The following is a 16,400-nucleotide window of genomic DNA, read 5'->3' on the forward strand; positions in this document are numbered from 1 at the left end:
GATCAGGGGATTCCAAGGTGAGCCATAGGCAATATCAGGATGACGGCGAGGAGACGAAAATGCTGTCCGAACATAAGCTTGCGGCTCAGGCCCCCTTCCCCGCTCCGGCACTGGGCGAGCCCTACCTGCTCACCCCCGGGCCGCTGACCACCTCCTATGCCGTCAAGCAGGCGATGCTGCGCGACTGGGGCTCGTGGGACGGCGACTTCCGGGCGATGACGGCGGAGATGCGCCAGCGGCTGCTCGCCATGCTCGGCGACGCCAAAAACGAGTTCGACTGCGTGCCGATGCAGGGCTCCGGCAGCTTCGCCGTGGAGGCCATGCTCGGCTCTTTCGTGCCGCGTGACGGCAAGGCCCTGGTGCTGGTCAACGGTGCATATGGCCAGCGCATCGTCCAGACGCTCGGCTATCTCGGCCGCGACCATGTCGCCATCGACAAGGGCGACTACATGCCGCCGCGCGGCGACGAGGTTGCCAAGGCCCTCGACGCCGACCCCGCCATTACCCACGTCATCCTGGTCCATTGCGAGACCAGCTCCGGCATCCTCAATCCGGTCGCCGAGATTTCCGAGGTGGTCTACGCCAAGGGCCGCAAGTTCCTGGTCGACTCGATGAGCGCCTTCGGCGCCATCCCGCTCAATGTCGGCGAGATCCGCTACGAGGCAATGGTCTCCTCGGCCAACAAGTGCATCGAGGGCGTGCCCGGCTTCGGCTTCATCATCGCCCGCAAGAGCGAGCTGGAAGCCGCCAAGGGCCGCAGCCATTCGCTCAGCCTCGACGTGCATGCCCAGTGGGCGCACATGAACAAGACCGGCCAGTGGCGCTACACGCCGCCGACGCATGTGGTTGCCGCCTTCCTAGAGGCGCTGCGCCAGCATGATGCCGAAGGCGGCGTCGCCGGCCGCGGCGCGCGCTACACCCGCAACCGCGACGTGATGGTGGCAGGCATGCGCGACCTCGGCTTCGAGACGCTGCTCAAGGACCGCTGGCTGTCGCCGATTATCGTCACCTTCTTCTGCCCGGCCCATCCGGACTTCGCCTTCGACCGCTTCTACGAGCTGATGAAGGAAAAGGGCTTCATCATCTATCCGGGCAAGCTGACGGTGGTGGACAGCTTCCGCGTCGGCTGCATCGGGCGGATGGACGAGCACGTCATGCGCAAGGTGGTCGATGCCGCCGGCCAGTCACTGCGCGAAATGGGCGTCGACACCGCGGCACCGCCTGCCGCAGCAATCGCCGAGCGCGCCAAGCTCGCCGCCTGACAACAAGAAGATTACAAAGGACCTTCCTCCCATGAACAAGATGACCACGATCAACGTCAGCGCCAACGGCCGCACCTACGAATGGCCGCGCGTGCCGGCAATTGCCATCTGCCTCGACGGCTGCGAGCCGGCCTATCTCGACGAGGCGATCAAGGCCGGCCTGATGCCTTCCCTGGTGAAGATCCGCGCCAAGGGCACCGAGCGTACCGCACACAGCGTCATTCCGAGCTTCACCAACCCCAACAACCTGTCGATCGCCACCGGCCGGCCGCCGGCTGTCCACGGCATCTGCGGCAACTACCTTTACGAGCGCGAGACCGGCAAGGAAGTGATGATGAACGACCCGCGCTTCCTGCGCGCGCCGACCGTCTTCCAGGCCTTCTACGATGCCGGCGCCCGGGTTGCCGTGGTCACCGCCAAGGACAAGCTGCGGGCGCTTCTGGGCAGCGGCCTGAAGTTCGACGAAGGCCGCGCCATCTGCTTCTCCTCGGAGAAATCCGATGTTTCGACCAAGGCCGAACACGGCATTGACAATGCCTCGGCCTGGCTCGGCAAGCCGGTGCCAGAGGTCTATTCGGCCGAACTGTCGGAGTTCGTCTTTGCCGCCGGCGTCAAGCTGCTGAAGGAATTCAAGCCTGACGTGATGTACCTGACCACAACCGACTACGTGCAGCACAAATATGCGCCCGGCGTGCCCCAGGCCAACGCCTTCTACGAGATGTTCGACAAGTATCTCGGCGAACTCGACGCGCTTGGTGCGGCCATCGTGATCACCGCCGATCACGGCATGAAGCCCAAGCACAAGGCTGACGGGTCGCCCGACGTGATCTATGTCCAGGACGTGCTCGACCAGTGGCTGGGCAAGGACGCCGCCCGCGTCATCCTGCCGATCACCGACCCCTACGTCGTCCATCACGGCGCGCTCGGTTCGTTCGCCACCGCCTACCTGCCCGAGGGCGCCGACCAGGCCGATATCATGAAGCGTCTCGCCGCCATCGACGGCATCGACGTGGTCATCGACAACGCCACCGCCTGCGAGCGCTTCGAGCTGCCTTCCGACCGCATCGGCGACATCGTTCTGGTGTCGTCGGAGAACAAGACCATCGGCACCAGCGAGCATCGCCACGATCTCGCCGCCCTCAACGAACCGCTGCGCTCGCATGGCGGCCTGACCGAGCAGGCGGTGCCGTTCATCGTCAACCGCAAGCTTGAGACGCTGCCCAACGAGCCGGTTCTGCGCAACTTCGATGCGTTCTATTATGCCGCCATGGCGGCAGCGCTGGCCTGAGGAGGGACCGACGATGGTCAAGGCTGAAACGACGTTCAAGGTGCGCCACGAGCCGATGCGCATCGCCGGACGCAAGGTCGATGCCGATGGCGTCGTCAACGTCCACTACCCCTACACCGATGCCGTCATCGGCACGGTGCCGGCTGGGCGTGCCGAGCACGCCCGCCAGGCCTTCGAGATCGCGGCCAACTACAAGCCGAAGCTGACGCGCTACGAGCGCCAGCAGATCCTGTTCCGCACCGCCGAGGCGCTGGCCGCGCGCAAGGAAGAGATCTCCGACGTCATCACGCTGGAGCTCGGCATCTCCAAGGCCGACTCCCTCTATGAGGTCGGCCGCGCCTATGACGTGTTCACGCTGTCGGCGCAGATGTGTATCCAGGACGACGGCCAGATCTTCTCCTGCGATCTCACTCCGCACGGCAAGGCGAGGAAGATCTTCACCACCCGTGAGCCGCTGAAGGCGATCTCGGCGATCACGCCGTTCAACCACCCGCTCAACATGGTGGCCCACAAGGTGGCGCCGGCGATCGCCACCAACAACTGCGTGGTGGTGAAGCCGACGGAACTGACGCCGATGACGGCGCTGATCCTGGCCGACATCCTCTACGAAGCCGGCCTGCCGCCGGAGATGCTGTCGGTGGTGACGGGCATGCCCGCCGACATCGGCGCGGAGATGATCACCAACGAAAACATCGAGCTGATCACCTTCACCGGTGGCGTGCCGGTGGGCAAGCTGATCGCCCGCACCGCCGGCTACAAGCGCCAGGTGCTGGAGCTCGGCGGCAACGACCCGCTGATTATCCTCAACGACCTCTCCGACGACGATCTCGCCAAGGCGGCCGATCTGGCCGTTGCCGGCGCCACCAAGAACTCCGGCCAGCGCTGCACGGCGGTCAAGCGCATCCTGTGCCAGGAGAGCGTCGCTGACCGCTTCGTGCCGATGGTGCTCGAGCGGGCGAAGAAGCTCAGGTTCGGCGACCCGATGGACCGTTCGACCGACCTCGGCACAGTGGTGAACGAGAAGGCCGCCACGCTGTTCGAGAAGCGCGTCTACATGGCGGCCGAAGAAGGTGCGGAAGTGCTTTACGACCCCGGCCGCAAGGGCGCTCTGCTGCCGCCGATCGTTGTCGACCGCGTGCCGCACAAGTCGGAACTGGTCATGGAAGAGACTTTCGGCCCGATCATCCCGATCGTGCGCGCGCCCGACAATGACGACGAGCTGATTGCGCTGTCCAACGCCACCGCCTTCGGCCTGTCGTCGGGTGTCTGCACCAACGACTTCCGCCGCATGCAGAAATACATCGCCGGCCTGCAGGTCGGCACGGTGAATATCTGGGAAGTCCCCGGATATCGCATCGAGATGTCGCCATTTGGCGGGATCAAGGACTCGGGCAACGGCTACAAGGAAGGCGTCATCGAAGCGATGAAGAGCTTCACCAACGTCAAGACCTTCTCTTTGCCCTGGGCCTGAGCCTTGTCTTGAGCCGGCAAATTAGATGAGTGTCGATGAGGGAGCCTGGCGCTCCCTCATTTGCGTGGAGGGGAAATGTTGCCGACGTCTAGGGCGTGCTCGACCGGAACACCGCCTCCTTCCCTCGATCGCCTGCCCTCGTCGAGAGCCTGATCGCATGTCGGGTTTCGCGCTCACCATCGTGCTGGTGGCAGCCTTCCTGCATGCGAGCTGGAATGCCGTGGTCAAAGCCGCGACCGACCGCGCCATCGTGCTTGCCGCCGTGTCTGCGACCCATGCAACGCTGGGGGGCGCGCTGGTACTGTTCGCCACACCGCCGTCCCCGGCGAGCTGGCTCTACATCTTCCTCTCGACCATCATCCACTACGGCTATTACGTCTTCCTGTTCCAGTCCTATCGGCTGGGCGACCTCAGCCAGGTCTATCCGATCGCCCGCGGCCTCGCCCCTGCCCTCGTTGCCTTCGGCGCTTATGTGCTGATTGGCGAAACCTTGCCGCCGCTGGGCTGGGCAGGGCTTGCGAGCATCACCTTCGGCATCGCCTTTCTCGCCTTCCAGCGCGGGGCCGCGAACGCCGACCCACGTGCGGTAGGGGCAGCGGCGATCAACGGCGTGTTGATCGCCTCCTACTCGGTCGTCGATGGCATCGGCGTGCGCCTGTCCGACAGCCCGTTCGGCTATATGGGCTGGCTGTTCCTGCTCGAATTCCCGGTGACGCTGTTCGTGCTCTTCCGAAGGCGCCACGATCCGCTCGACATTGATGGCAAGACGGTTCTGCTCGGCTTCATAGGCGGTCTCGGAGCGGTGACCGCCTATGGCCTGGTGATATACGCCAAGACCATCGCGCCGCTCGGTGCGGTGTCGGCAGTGCGTGAATCGAGCGTGATCATCGCAGCGCTCATCGGTCTGTTCATCTTCGGCGAAAGACCCTGGCCGGCTCGGATCATCTCGGCGGTGATCGTGGCCTGCGGAGTGATCGCGCTTGCCTTCGCCGGCTGAACCCGGCGACAGTTTCCTGCATTTTCGGATCGATTTGGCTGCCGATGCACATGCATTCGGCAGCCCTGTCATATGCCTGTCGTAAGCCTGTGCATCGCATAAGCTCAGCCTACCAGATCATAAAAAGAATAGATTTTACTTATTGAACCCTCGTTCCCACTATCGACCATGGACGAGGCGCAAACGGGCACAGGCTGACAACGCGACCCGGCAGGACCTCTCCCAATCAGAACGTGCCTAAGCGATTCAAATGGGAGCCATTTCAATGAACCAGAAGAAAACCTTCGCGCTTGCCGCCTTTGCGACGATGCTGATGTCATCGGCGGCCTGGGCGGAGACCGAGCTCACGGTCTACACGGCCATCGAGGCCGAAGACCTAAAGCGCTATGCCGAGACGTTCAACCAGGACCATCCCGACATCAAGCTCAACTTCATCCGCGACTCGACCGGCGTCATCACCGCCAAGCTGCTCGCCGAGAAGGACAACCCGCAGGCCGACGTGGTCTGGGGCCTCGCCGCCACCTCGCTTCTGGTTCTCAAGGCCGAAGGCATGCTGGAAGCCTATGCGCCCAAGGGCGCCGACCAGCTGAAGCCCAATTTCGTCGACAGCGACAGCCCGCCCAGCTGGGTCGGCATGGATGCCTGGGCGGCCTCGATCTGCTTCAACACCGTCGAGGGCCAGAAGCTCGGCCTGACCGCGCCGAAGAGCTGGAAGGACCTCACCAAGCCCGAATACAAGGGCCGTGTCGTGATGCCGAACCCGGCATCGTCGGGCACCGGCTATCTCGATGTATCGAGCTGGCTGCAGCTGTTCGGCGAGAAGGACGGCTGGACCTACATGGACGGCCTGCACCAGAACGTCGCCGCCTACACCCATTCCGGCTCCAAGCCGTGCAAGATGGCGGCCGCCGGTGAAACGGTGATCGGCATCTCCTTCGAGTTCCGCGCCGCCAAGTCGAAGGCCGACGGCGCGCCGATCGACATCATCATCCCCGAGGAAGGCATCGGCTGGGACATGGAAGCGTCGGCAATCGTCGCTGGCACGTCCAAGGAAGAAGCGGCCAAGACGCTGCTCGACTGGTCTGTCTCGAAGAAGGCCAACGAGATGTACAATGTCGGCTATGCGGTCGTCGCCATGCCTGGCGTCGCCAAGCCGGTGCCGCACCTGCCCGCCGACATCGAAGCCAAGATGATCAAGAACGACTTCGAGTGGGCGGCCAACCAACGCAACGCCATCCTCGAGGAATGGACCAAGCGCTACGACTCGAAGTCCGAGCCGAAGAGCTGACCTTCAGCCACCCTCGACAAGCGGGCGCCGCCTCGTGCTGCGCCCGCATCCTTGCCCCCAAGCCGGATGGTTACGATGAGACACGAAACCCTCGCCGGGCAGCCGCGAATTCCGACTGAAGTGAGCGCCATGACCGCCGCCAGCCTGAACGTGAAGCCAGCCTATCTCAGTATCGCAAACGTCTGGAAAGCCTTCGGCGATTTCCATGCGCTGAAGGACATTTCGCTCGACATCAGCGAGGGCGAGTTCATCTGCTTCCTCGGCCCGTCGGGCTGCGGCAAGACCACGCTCCTGCGCGCCGTCGCCGGCCTCGACCTGCAGACGCGCGGTTCGATCCACCAGGGCGGACGCGACGTTTCCACCCTGCCGCCGTCGCAGCGCGACTATGGCATCGTGTTCCAGTCCTACGCGCTGTTCCCCAACCTGACGATCGCCAGAAACATCGCCTTCGGTCTCGAGAACACCAGGCGCCCGCGCGCCGAGATCGAGGCCCGCGTCACTGAGCTGCTCAAGCTCGTCGGTCTGCCCGACCAGGGCAACAAGTACCCGGCCCAGCTCTCCGGTGGCCAGCAACAGCGCATCGCGCTTGCCCGCGCCATCGCCATCTCGCCGGGCCTACTGCTGCTCGACGAGCCGCTGTCGGCGCTCGACGCCAAGGTGCGCACGCATCTGCGCCACGAGATCAAGGAGCTGCAGCGCAAGCTCGGCGTCACCACCATCATGGTCACCCACGACCAGGAAGAAGCGCTGTCGATGGCCGATCGCATCGTGGTGATGAACCACGGCGTCATCGAGCAGATCGGCACGCCGACCGAGATCTACCGCCACCCGGCGACGCTGTTCGTGGCCGATTTCATCGGCGAGGCCAACAAGTTCCAGGCGAAGGCCGCCAAGGGCGCGGTCGGCTTCGGCGCCGCGACCTTCCATTGCGCCACCCACGGCTTCGACGATGGCGCGCCCGTCACCGCGGCGATCCGGCCGGAGGACGTCATTCCGCATGCAGCGGGCTCGCTCGCCAACGGTGCTGCCGCCAACGCCATCGACGTCACCATCAGCAAAATGGAATTCCTGGGCTCGTTCTGGCGCACCCGCCTGCATGGCCACGCACTGGGCAACGAGACGCTGATCGCCGACTTCTCCATCAACGCCGCGCGCCGCCTGTCGCTGGTGCAGGGCGGGGCGCTGACGGTCGAACTGCCTGCCGAACGGCTGCTTATCTATCCCAGGGGCGCCTGACATGGCGATGGCAATCGATACTGCCCTGCCCGTCGGCCGCGCTCTCCGCTTGAGACTCGACCGCGACGAACTGATCAAGCGCGGCCTGATGGTGGTGATCGCGCTCTACCTGGTGGTGGCGCTGGCAGCACCGCTGGCGATCATGCTGTCCAAGTCGTTCTCGACCTACAGCTTCAACCTCGCCAGTTTCGAGTTCCAGGTCAGCGACAAGGACGGCAACTGGGGCGAGCCCATCACGGCGGCCGCTCTGAACGAGAAGCTCAACGCGCTGCCGCCGGCCAAGCTCGCCACCAATGCGGACGGGCGCCTGCAGGCGACCAGCTTGTTCCCGGACTTCAGCTTCCGCAGCCCGGTGAAATACAGGATCCGCGGCACCACGTCTGACGCTACCTACCTGATCGGCCTTAAGCCGCAGTCCGGCACCGAATGGCAGGAGCTGACCTCGAACGACTTCCGCCGCGTGATGCTGCGGCCGACACGCGCGCTCGGGCTTGAAAACTACGCCGCCTATTTCTCGACGCCGACGCTGTTCCGCTCGATCGAGAACTCGGTCTTCATCGCCCTGATCAGCACCGTCGTCACGGTGGGCCTCGCCTTCGGCTTCGCCTATGCGCTGAACCGCAGCTGCATGCGCTTCAAGGACGCCTTCAAGCTCGTCGCCATGGTGCCGATCCTGGTGCCGTCGCTGTTGCCTGGCATCGCGCTGATCTACCTGTTCGGCAACCAGGGCATGCTCAAGGACCTGTTGATGGGGGCCTCGATCTACGGCCCGCTCGGCATCGTCGTCGGCTCGATCTTCTTTGCCTTCCCGCATGCGATGATCATCATTTCGACGGCGCTCGCCATCTCCGACCAGCGCCACTACGAGGCAGCCGCGTCGCTGCGCGCCAGCCGCTGGCGCACCTTCTGGACGGTCACCATTCCGGGCGCGCGCTACGGCCTGATCTCGGCGGCCTTCGTCGTCTTCACCCTCGTCATCACCGACTTCGGCCTGCCCAAGGTGATCGGCGGCCAGTACAATGTGCTTGCCGTCGACATCTACAAGCAGGTCATCGGCCAGCAGAATTTCGAGATGGGCGCGGTGGTCTCCGTCATCCTGCTCATCCCGGCAATCGCCGCTTTCATCGTCGACCGCATGGTGACCAAGAAGCAGGTGGCACTGCTGTCGGCGCGTTCGGTGCCCTACCAGCCCAAGCCCAACCGCGGCTTCGACACGCTGTGCCTCGCCTGGTGCTCGCTGATCGCCGTCTTCATCGTCGGCATCATGGTCACCAGCCAGTTCGCCGCCCTGGTCAAGCTCTGGCCTTATGACCTCAGCCTCAGCTTCAAGCACTTCGCCTTCGACCGCATGGATGGCGGCGGCTGGGGCTCCTACTACAACTCGATCCGGCTGGCGGCGCTGACGGCAGTCGTCGGCACGGTCATCATCTTCGTCGGCGCCTACATGGTCGAGAAGACCGACGGCTTCCGCAGCGGGCGCACCGCGTTCCAGTTCCTCGCCATGCTGCCGATGGCGGTGCCCGGCATGGTGCTCGGCCTCGCCTATATCTTCTTCTTCAACGACCCGGCCAATCCGCTGCACGCCATCTACGGCACCATGACCATCCTGGTGGTCTGCACCATCACCCACTTCTACACGGTGGGACACCTGACCGCGCTGACGGCGCTGAAGCAGATCGACCAGGAATTCGAGCCGGTGGCGGCCTCGCTCAAGCAGCCCTTCTACAAGCTGTTTGCGCGCGTCACCGTGCCGGTCTGCCTGCCGGCAATCCTCGACATCTCGATCTACATGTTCGTCAACGCCATGACGACGGTGTCGGCGGTGGTGTTCCTCTATTCCAAGGACACGACCCTGGCGTCGGTCGCGGTGCTCAACATGGACGACGCCGGCGACGTGGCGCCCGCTGCGGCCATGGCGATGATGATCTTCTACACCAACGCCGCCGCCCGCCTGATCCACCTGTTCCTGTCGCGGGTGCTGATCAAGCGGACGCAGGCCTGGCGGGCACGGTAGTTCAGCAATCTTGATTGCTGGATACCCCCACCCCTAACCCCTCCCCCTTGTGGGGAGGGGTACTCGCTCCCCGGCTAAGCTGCCCGTCAGCCCTTGGCCCGGTCCGGATGCGCCCTGGCAAAAGCCTCCAGGCCCTCGCAGCGGCCTGAAATCTCCAGCACCCTCGGCAAGTCCGAAATGTCGACGTTCCAGCGCCGGGCATTGTAGACCTGCGGCACCAGGCAGATGTCGGCCATGGTCGGGCTGTCGCCATGGCAGAACGCACCTGTGGCCGGGTTGTCGAGCAGCTTTTCGAAGGCGCCCAGGCCGTCGCCGATGAACTTCCGCATCCAGGCATCGCGCGCTGCCTCACCATCAGATGCCAGGCGCATCAGCTCGGCGATGACGCCGGTATTGCAGACGGGGTGGATCTCCATGGCGATGGCATAGGACAACTGGCGCACGCGATGGCGGCCGATCGGATCGGACGGCAGGAAACCCACATGCCGGGTCTCGTCGAGATATTCGATGATCGCCAGCGACTGGGTGAAGGCGTGGCCGTCGATGTCGAGCACCGGCACCAGCCCCTGCGGATTGCGCGCCAGATGCTCCGGCGACTTCTGGCTCTTGGCCAGCAAATCGACCGACACGGAGCGAAACTCCTCCCCCAGCATGTGAAGCGCGATGCGCACGCGGTAGCTGGCCGACGAGCGCCAGTAGTCGAACAGGACCGTCTCGCTCATATGCTCAGGCCTTCTCGTATTTCGTCACGGTCTGCTCGATGGCGCCGAAGATCGAGTGGCCGGTACGATCGTGCATTTCGATTCGCACCTGATCGCCGAACTTAAGGAACGGGGTCTTCGGCTCGCCCTTCTCCAGCGTTTCGACGGTCCTGATCTCGGCGATGCAGGAATAGCCGGCGCCGCCTTCGGCAACCGGCTTGCCGGCCCCGCCGTCAAGCTTATTGGAGACGGTGCCCGAGCCGATGATCGAACCGGCGACCAGCGGCCGCGTTTTTGCCGCGTGGGCGACCAGCGTGGCGAAATCGAAGGTCATGTCGACACCCGCATTGGCCCGGCCGAACGGCTTGCCGTTGAGCGAGACCATCAACGGCAGGTGCAGCTTGCCGCGATGCCAGGCATCGCCGAGCTCGTCAGGCGACACCGCCACCGGCGAAAACGCCGTCGACGGCTTCGACTGGAAGAAGCCGAACCCCTTGGCAAGCTCGGCCGGGATCAGGCCGCGCAGCGACACGTCGTTGACCAGCATGACGAGCCGGATCGCGGCATGGGCCTCGTCGCGGCTGGCGCCCATCGGCACGTCGTCGACGATGACGGCGACTTCGCCCTCGAGGTCGATGCCCCAGGCCTCGTCGGCCATGACGATCGCATCGCGCGGCCCGAGGAAGGAGTCCGAGCCGCCCTGGTACATCAACGGATCCGTCCAGAAGCTGTCGGGCATCTCGGCACCCCGCGCCTTCCGGACCAGCTCGACATGGTTCACATAGGCCGAGCCATCGGCCCACTGATAGGCGCGCGGCAGCGGCGAGGTGGCGTCGTGCTCATGGAAGCGCATGGTCGGCTGCGAGCCGGTCTCGATGCCCTCGGCGACATTGGCGAGGCGCGGGCCGACATGGGCCCAATCGTCGAGCGCCGCCTGCAAGGTGCGGGCGATATGGCCCACCTCCGAGCAGCGGGTGAGGTCTTTCGACACCACGACCAGCCGGCCGTCGCGGGTGGAGTCCTTCAGCGTGGCGAGCTTCATCTATGTCCTCACTTGATGCTTCACTTGATACCGGGCGTGCCGTCGAACTTGCGCTCAAGTCCGTCCCAGCACTCGATGTAGTTGTCCTGCAGCGTCTCCAGTTCGGCGGCGAACTTCGTCAGCTGCTGGGGAAAGCGGGTCTCGAACATGAAGGCCATGGTCTGGTCGAGCTTGACAGGCTTGAGCTCGACATTCGAGGCCTTTTCGAAGCCCATCGCATCAGGCCCGTGCGGCAGCATCATGTTGTGCAGGCTCATGCCTCCGGGCACGAAGCCCTCCTCCTTGGCGTCGTATTGGCCATGGATCAGGCCCATGAACTCGCTCATGATGTTGCGGTGGTACCAGGGCGGACGGAAGCTGTGCTCGGCCACCAGCCAGCGCGGCGGGAAGATGACGAAGTCGACATTGGCCGTGCCCTCCTCGCCCGACGGCGCGGTCAAAACCGTGAAGATCGACGGGTCCGGGTGGTCGAACAGGATGGCGCCGACGGGCGAGAACGTCCTGAGGTCGTATTTGAACGGCGCATAGTTGCCGTGCCAGGCGACGACGTCGAGCGGCGAGTGTCCGATCTCGGTGACGTAGAACTTGCCGCACCATTTGACGTGCACGCGGCAGGCCGTCTCCTTGTCCTCGAAGGCGGCGACCGGCGTCTTGAAGTCGCGCGGATTGGCAAGGCAGTTGGCGCCGATCGGACCACGATCCGGCAGCGTGAACTTCGCGCCGTAGTTCTCGCAGATGTAGCCGCGGTGGAAGGCAGCGTCGCCGAGGCGCGACACCTTGAACATCATGCCGCGCGGCACGAGGCAGAGCTCCGACGGCTCGACGTCGATGATGCCCATCTCGGTGAAGATGCGGATGGTGCCGACCTGCGGCACGACCATCAGCTCGCCGTCGGCGTTGAAGAAATAGTCGTCCACCATGTCGGCGTTGAATATGTAGGCGTGCGCTGCCATGCCGACCTGGGTCATCGCGTCGCCGGCCGTCGTCATGGTGCGGATGCCCTGGATGAAGTTGAGCTTCTCCCTGGGCTCCGGCAGCGGGTTCCAGCGCAGCTGGCCGAGCGGCAGCGAGTGGTCGTCCAGACAGGGGGCAGTCTTCCAGTGCGGGTAGCTGGCGTTGGAAAAGCGCTTGGTGTGCCGCACGCTCGGGCGGATGCGGTAGAGCCACGAGCGCTCGTTGGTGCCGCGCGGCGCGGTGAAAGGCGAGCCCGACAGTTGCTCGGCATAGAGGCCGTAGTTGCACTTCTGCGGGCTGTTCTGGCCCTGCGGCAGCGCGCCGGGCAGCGCCTCGGTCTCGAAGTCGTTGCCGAAGCCCGGCATGTAGCCGGCCATCGCCGCTTGCGTGATGGTCTTGTCCAGCATGTCTTGCACCTCCCTGAAGGACGTGGGAACGTCGAGATGGTTACAAGTGTAACCGTCGATTTTGTAACTATCAAAGGCTTCAGATGCCCGACAGCTTCGATCTCGAAAGCTTCCTGCCCTACCGCCTGAACCGGGCGGCGGAGCTGATCAGCCTGAGCTTTTCCAGGGAGTACAAGCAGCGCTTCCAGATGACGCGGCCGGAATGGCGCGCGCTCGCAGCCCTTGGCAGCGTCGGCCGCATGACCGCGACCGAGATCGGCACCCATTCCAATATGCACAAGACCAAGGTCAGCCGCGCCGTCGCCGCCCTCGAGGAGCGCCGCTGGCTGAAGCGCCGGGAGAACGAAACCGACCGCCGCGTCGAGCACCTCGAACTCACCGCCGCCGGCCTCAAGGCCTATCGCGAGATAGCTGACCTCGCCCAAACCTATCAGGCAAGCCTCGAAGCCGCGCTCGGCAAGGGTGCCATCGCACGCATCGAGGCGGGGCTGGCCGACGTCGAGCGGGCGCTGCTGGCAGGGGCGAAGGGGCGGCGGTAGGGGTTGCAGTCCATTGCGCTCTTCCTTCTGCAACCGCCTTCACCAACTCCAGCGACTGAAGATTGGCGAACACATTGCAGTAGCCCTCGTGGTTCGACAGGCTCACCATGAGCAACCATTAGTTTTGGATTTGCCACGGGGTATTTCTGGCGAGCACGGTATTGGCAAAGATGACGAGCTTTCTGGCACAGGCGACGAGGGCTTGTTTATGTGCTTTGCCGTTGGCCCGGAGGCGACGGTAGAAAGCTACGAGCTGGCGATTCCATCGGAAGGCGGTAGGTAGAGCGGCAGCGTAGAGGGCCTTTCGAGGACGGGCTCGCCCACCGGCGATATGGCGCTGACCGCGATGCTGGCCGCTGTCGCGGTCGAACGGAGCCAACCCGATCAGGGCAGCCGCTTGCTCGCGCGTGATACTGCCCAGTTCGGGCATCTGGATCATCAGGACCAGGGCGGTGGGCAGACCGATGCCTGGGACCGAGAGCAGCAGATCAAGCCGCCTCGACAAGACTGCCTCCAGACGCACCGCTGCCTCCAGCATGCCCCGCTCTACCGCCTGGCGTCGCTTGAGCAGGGCAATATCGGTCTTGATCAGCTCCGCAAGCCGCTCATCATGCTGGTACTCCAGCCGGGTCTTGAGCCGCGCAATATCCTCGCCCAGTTGCTCGATATAGACCAGATGATCGCCCAGAGCCTGCAGCCGGGGATCGGCCGGTGGACGCTGGGGATGGACCAAGGCGGTAAAGGCAGCGATCACCTGTGCGTCGATCCGGTCGTTCTTGGCCCTTTGCAGGCGCATTCGGGCGAACAGGCGAATCTGTGCCGGTTGATGCCGGACAACCGCCAGCCCGACTTGCTCCAGGGCTACGATCGCACCGCGTTCATAGCCGCCACTCGCCTCAATGCCGACCCGCTCCACCCCCGCACGCTGCAGCCGCTCGATCGCCTCGCGCCAACCTTGCGGGTCATTGCCGACCCGAAACGCCGCTCCGCCAGGAATGACCGCCAGATCCAGAAACGCCTTGCCCGTATCGATTCCAGCCACGGGCATGATAGATTGTCTCATCTTCCTCGTCCCCATCCTTGCGATGCGAACCCACGGTTCAATCAACCATCCGGGCCCGATGAAGAGACGGCGACGATCACGCTCATGGCCACTCCGAACGCCAAAAGGCGATCCGAATAGGGCTACCACGATCCATCGCCGTCGCCGCGACCTGGACCGTCATCCAGGTCGCGGCATCCCTCAGGATGAACCACCTTCACACAGACCGCTAATGCAAGGGCTACTGAGGTGCCTCCGCCAACCAACCGCCAACGCTGGACGGCAACACTGGCCCCCTACCCGATCGGCAGTGGCCCGAACTGCTTCAGTGTGTTCAGCACGATCGCCGTCTTCACATGCTGCACGGAATCGTGCGGCAAGAGCACTTCGTTGACGAAGCGCGACAGGTCCGACAGGCCGCGCACCGCGACCTTGATGTGGTAGTCCATCTCGCCGGTCAGCGAATAGGCCTCGAGCACCTCGGGCAGGTCGTTGACCAAGCGGGCGAAACGCTGGGCGTTGTCGCGGTTGTGGGTGGCGAGCGTCACCGAGATGATCACAAGCAGGTCGAGACCCAGCCGCTCGCGGTCGAGCATCGCCTGGTAGCCGCGGATGAAGCCCTCTGCCTCCAGCCGGGCGCGCCGGCGCGAGCATTGCGAGGCCGATAGCGCGATCTTCTCCGACAGCTCGTTGTTGGTCAGGCGGCCGTCGAGCTGCAGTTCGCGCAGGATCTTGAGGTCGAACTGGTCGAGCGCCTCATTCATTGCATGTATCTCCTCATCCATGCACGTTCCGCGCATAGATCGGCCCATATGAGCCCAAAATGCAAGCACATTGCATGAAATCGGGAGCACAATATGCGTTACCCCATTTCTGAGGAGGATAAGCCATGGGTCCGTTCCCGCACGATGCGCCGCCGGCCAGGATCAGCGCCGACAACCCCGCCGGCACCGACGGCTTCGAATTCGTCGAGTTCGCGCACCCCGAGCCCGAGAAGCTGGAAGAGCTTTTCACCCGCATGGGCTATCAGCCGGTCGCCCGCCACAAGACCAAGAAGATCACCGTCTGGCGCCAGGGCGACATCAACTACATCGTCAACGCCGAGCCGGGCAGCCATGCCATGCGCTTCGTCGACGAGCATGGCCCCTGTGCTGCCTCGATGGCCTGGCGCGTGGTCGATGCCAAGCATGCCTTCGATCATGCAGTGTCGAAGGGGGCCACCCCCTACACAGGAACCGACAAGGCGCTCGACGTGCCGGCCATCGTCGGCATCGGCGGCTCGCTGCTTTATTTCGTCGACAAGTACGGCGACAAGGGCTCGGCCTATGAGGCCGATTTCGAATGGCTCGGCGAGCGCGACCCGAAGCCCGAGGGCGTCGGCTTCTATTTCCTCGACCACCTGACCCACAATGTCTATCGCGGCAACATGGACAAATGGTGGGACTTCTACCGCGAGCTGTTCGGCTTCAAGCAGATCCACTTCTTCAACATCGACGGCCGCATCACCGGCCTCGTCAGCCGCGCCATCACCTCGCCCTGCGGCAAGATTCGCATCCCGCTGAACGAGTCCAAGGACGACACCAGCCAGATCGAGGAATACCTGCGCAAGTACAACGGCGAAGGCATCCAGCACATCGCCGTCGGCAGCGACGACATCTATGCCGCCACCGACAGGATCGCCGGCAAGGGCCTCAAGTTCATGCCCGGCCCGCCCGACACCTATTACGAGAAGTCGCACGGCCGCGTACACGGCCATGACGAACCGATCGAGCGCATGAAGAAGCACGGCATCCTGATCGACGGCGAAGGCGTCGTCGACGGCGGCACGACCAAGATCCTGCTGCAGATCTTCTCGAAGACCGTCATCGGACCGATCTTCTTCGAGTTCATCCAGCGCAAGGGCGACGAGGGCTTCGGCGAAGGCAATTTCCGCGCGCTGTTCGAATCCATCGAGGAAGACCAGATCCGCCGCGGCGTGATCTCGCAGACTGCCGCCTGAGCGGCGACATCGGAACCCTCTTGAGGGGCGGATTGCTGCGAGGCGATCCGCCTTTTTCTTTCTTCTTGCAAGGTTGATCCAGGACAAGGAATGCCACCGCCGGGCCTGCAACAGTTGTGCCCGTCGACAGGTCTCACATGCTACGGGAGGCAGCAGCAAT

Annotated in this window: 14 protein-coding genes; 9 read left to right on the forward strand and 5 right to left on the reverse strand. The window is 64.1% G+C overall.

All coding sequences use genetic code 11. From position 1 onward, the window contains the following. Nucleotides 1-59: 59 nt before the first annotated feature. From AmiPiv_RS10115 to AmiPiv_RS10145, 7 genes are all read left to right on the forward strand, one after another. A complete protein-coding gene (locus tag AmiPiv_RS10115; RefSeq protein ID WP_340037269.1) occupies nucleotides 60-1,262 on the forward strand; it encodes a 2-aminoethylphosphonate--pyruvate transaminase in 1,203 nt (400 codons plus the stop codon). Nucleotides 1,263-1,293: 31 nt separating this feature from the next. After that, nucleotides 1,294-2,550, forward strand: a complete 1,257-nt coding sequence (gene phnA / locus AmiPiv_RS10120) for a phosphonoacetate hydrolase (RefSeq protein ID WP_340037270.1) — start codon at nucleotides 1,294-1,296, stop codon at nucleotides 2,548-2,550. A gap of 13 nt (nucleotides 2,551-2,563) precedes the next feature. Beyond that, on the forward strand, nucleotides 2,564-4,021 hold the full coding sequence (gene phnY / locus AmiPiv_RS10125; protein WP_340037271.1) for a phosphonoacetaldehyde dehydrogenase: 1,458 nt from the start codon (nucleotides 2,564-2,566) through the stop codon (nucleotides 4,019-4,021). A 157-nt stretch (nucleotides 4,022-4,178) separates the two neighbouring features. Continuing rightward, nucleotides 4,179-5,018: a DMT family transporter gene (locus tag AmiPiv_RS10130; RefSeq protein ID WP_340037272.1), complete on the forward strand. Its 840-nt coding sequence runs from the start codon at nucleotides 4,179-4,181 to the stop codon at nucleotides 5,016-5,018. A 265-nt stretch (nucleotides 5,019-5,283) separates the two neighbouring features. Then, on the forward strand, nucleotides 5,284-6,306 hold the full coding sequence (locus tag AmiPiv_RS10135; RefSeq protein WP_340037273.1) for a putative 2-aminoethylphosphonate ABC transporter substrate-binding protein: 1,023 nt from the start codon (nucleotides 5,284-5,286) through the stop codon (nucleotides 6,304-6,306). Nucleotides 6,307-6,381: 75 nt separating this feature from the next. Further along, nucleotides 6,382-7,542 (forward strand): putative 2-aminoethylphosphonate ABC transporter ATP-binding protein, encoded by a 1,161-nt coding sequence (locus AmiPiv_RS10140; protein WP_340037274.1) that lies wholly within the window; start codon nucleotides 6,382-6,384, stop codon nucleotides 7,540-7,542. A gap of 1 nt (nucleotide 7,543) precedes the next feature. After that, complete coding sequence (locus AmiPiv_RS10145; protein WP_340037275.1) at nucleotides 7,544-9,556, forward strand: putative 2-aminoethylphosphonate ABC transporter permease subunit; 2,013 nt, start codon at nucleotides 7,544-7,546, stop codon at nucleotides 9,554-9,556. Between the two features lie 86 nt (nucleotides 9,557-9,642). Here AmiPiv_RS10145 and maiA read toward each other — a convergent pair whose 3' ends face one another. Genes maiA through hmgA form a run of 3 tightly spaced genes read right to left on the reverse strand, consistent with a single transcriptional unit; the run spans nucleotide 9,643 to nucleotide 12,660 of the window. Next, on the reverse strand, nucleotides 9,643-10,278 hold the full coding sequence (gene maiA / locus AmiPiv_RS10150) for a maleylacetoacetate isomerase (RefSeq protein WP_340037276.1): 636 nt from the start codon (nucleotides 10,276-10,278) through the stop codon (nucleotides 9,643-9,645). A 4-nt stretch (nucleotides 10,279-10,282) separates the two neighbouring features. Continuing rightward, entirely contained in the window at nucleotides 10,283-11,299 is a 1,017-nt protein-coding gene (locus AmiPiv_RS10155) for a fumarylacetoacetate hydrolase family protein (protein ID WP_340037278.1), read from the reverse strand. 20 nt (nucleotides 11,300-11,319) lie between these two features. After that, complete coding sequence (gene hmgA, locus AmiPiv_RS10160) at nucleotides 11,320-12,660, reverse strand: homogentisate 1,2-dioxygenase (protein WP_340037280.1); 1,341 nt, start codon at nucleotides 12,658-12,660, stop codon at nucleotides 11,320-11,322. Nucleotides 12,661-12,743: 83 nt separating this feature from the next. Between hmgA and AmiPiv_RS10165 the strand changes: the two genes are divergently transcribed. Next, a complete protein-coding gene (locus tag AmiPiv_RS10165; RefSeq protein WP_340037281.1) occupies nucleotides 12,744-13,199 on the forward strand; it encodes a MarR family winged helix-turn-helix transcriptional regulator in 456 nt (151 codons plus the stop codon). Nucleotides 13,200-13,317: 118 nt separating this feature from the next. Here the strand turns inward: AmiPiv_RS10165 and AmiPiv_RS10170 are convergent, their stop codons facing one another. Continuing rightward, nucleotides 13,318-14,262 (reverse strand): IS110 family transposase, encoded by a 945-nt coding sequence (locus AmiPiv_RS10170; protein WP_340037282.1) that lies wholly within the window; start codon nucleotides 14,260-14,262, stop codon nucleotides 13,318-13,320. A 275-nt stretch (nucleotides 14,263-14,537) separates the two neighbouring features. After that, nucleotides 14,538-15,005 (reverse strand): Lrp/AsnC family transcriptional regulator, encoded by a 468-nt coding sequence (locus tag AmiPiv_RS10175; RefSeq protein ID WP_340037283.1) that lies wholly within the window; start codon nucleotides 15,003-15,005, stop codon nucleotides 14,538-14,540. A gap of 125 nt (nucleotides 15,006-15,130) precedes the next feature. Between AmiPiv_RS10175 and hppD the strand changes: the two genes are divergently transcribed. After that, entirely contained in the window at nucleotides 15,131-16,240 is a 1,110-nt protein-coding gene (gene hppD / locus AmiPiv_RS10180) for a 4-hydroxyphenylpyruvate dioxygenase (RefSeq protein WP_340037284.1), read from the forward strand. Nucleotides 16,241-16,400: the final 160 nt, after the last annotated feature.

It is taken from the genome of Aminobacter sp. Piv2-1, from assembly GCF_037625995.1.
Lineage (GTDB): Bacteria > Pseudomonadota > Alphaproteobacteria > Rhizobiales > Rhizobiaceae > Aminobacter.

What these genes read in the sequence shown, in the direction of transcription:
- maiA (WP_340037276.1), bottom strand. Translation starts at nt 10,278, where the DNA reads ATGAGCGAGACGGTCCTGTTCGACTACTGGCGCTCGTCGGCCAGCTAC.
- AmiPiv_RS10115 (WP_340037269.1), top strand. Translation starts at nt 60, where the DNA reads ATGCTGTCCGAACATAAGCTTGCGGCTCAGGCCCCCTTCCCCGCTCCG.
- phnY (WP_340037271.1), top strand. Translation starts at nt 2,564, where the DNA reads ATGGTCAAGGCTGAAACGACGTTCAAGGTGCGCCACGAGCCGATGCGC.
- AmiPiv_RS10170 (WP_340037282.1), bottom strand. Translation starts at nt 14,262, where the DNA reads ATGAGACAATCTATCATGCCCGTGGCTGGAATCGATACGGGCAAGGCG.
- hmgA (WP_340037280.1), bottom strand. Translation starts at nt 12,660, where the DNA reads ATGCTGGACAAGACCATCACGCAAGCGGCGATGGCCGGCTACATGCCG.
- AmiPiv_RS10175 (WP_340037283.1), bottom strand. Translation starts at nt 15,005, where the DNA reads ATGAATGAGGCGCTCGACCAGTTCGACCTCAAGATCCTGCGCGAACTG.
- phnA (WP_340037270.1), top strand. Translation starts at nt 1,294, where the DNA reads ATGAACAAGATGACCACGATCAACGTCAGCGCCAACGGCCGCACCTAC.
- hppD (WP_340037284.1), top strand. Translation starts at nt 15,131, where the DNA reads ATGGGTCCGTTCCCGCACGATGCGCCGCCGGCCAGGATCAGCGCCGAC.
- AmiPiv_RS10130 (WP_340037272.1), top strand. Translation starts at nt 4,179, where the DNA reads ATGTCGGGTTTCGCGCTCACCATCGTGCTGGTGGCAGCCTTCCTGCAT.
- AmiPiv_RS10145 (WP_340037275.1), top strand. Translation starts at nt 7,544, where the DNA reads ATGGCGATGGCAATCGATACTGCCCTGCCCGTCGGCCGCGCTCTCCGC.
- AmiPiv_RS10140 (WP_340037274.1), top strand. Translation starts at nt 6,382, where the DNA reads ATGAGACACGAAACCCTCGCCGGGCAGCCGCGAATTCCGACTGAAGTG.
- AmiPiv_RS10155 (WP_340037278.1), bottom strand. Translation starts at nt 11,299, where the DNA reads ATGAAGCTCGCCACGCTGAAGGACTCCACCCGCGACGGCCGGCTGGTC.
- AmiPiv_RS10165 (WP_340037281.1), top strand. Translation starts at nt 12,744, where the DNA reads ATGCCCGACAGCTTCGATCTCGAAAGCTTCCTGCCCTACCGCCTGAAC.
- AmiPiv_RS10135 (WP_340037273.1), top strand. Translation starts at nt 5,284, where the DNA reads ATGAACCAGAAGAAAACCTTCGCGCTTGCCGCCTTTGCGACGATGCTG.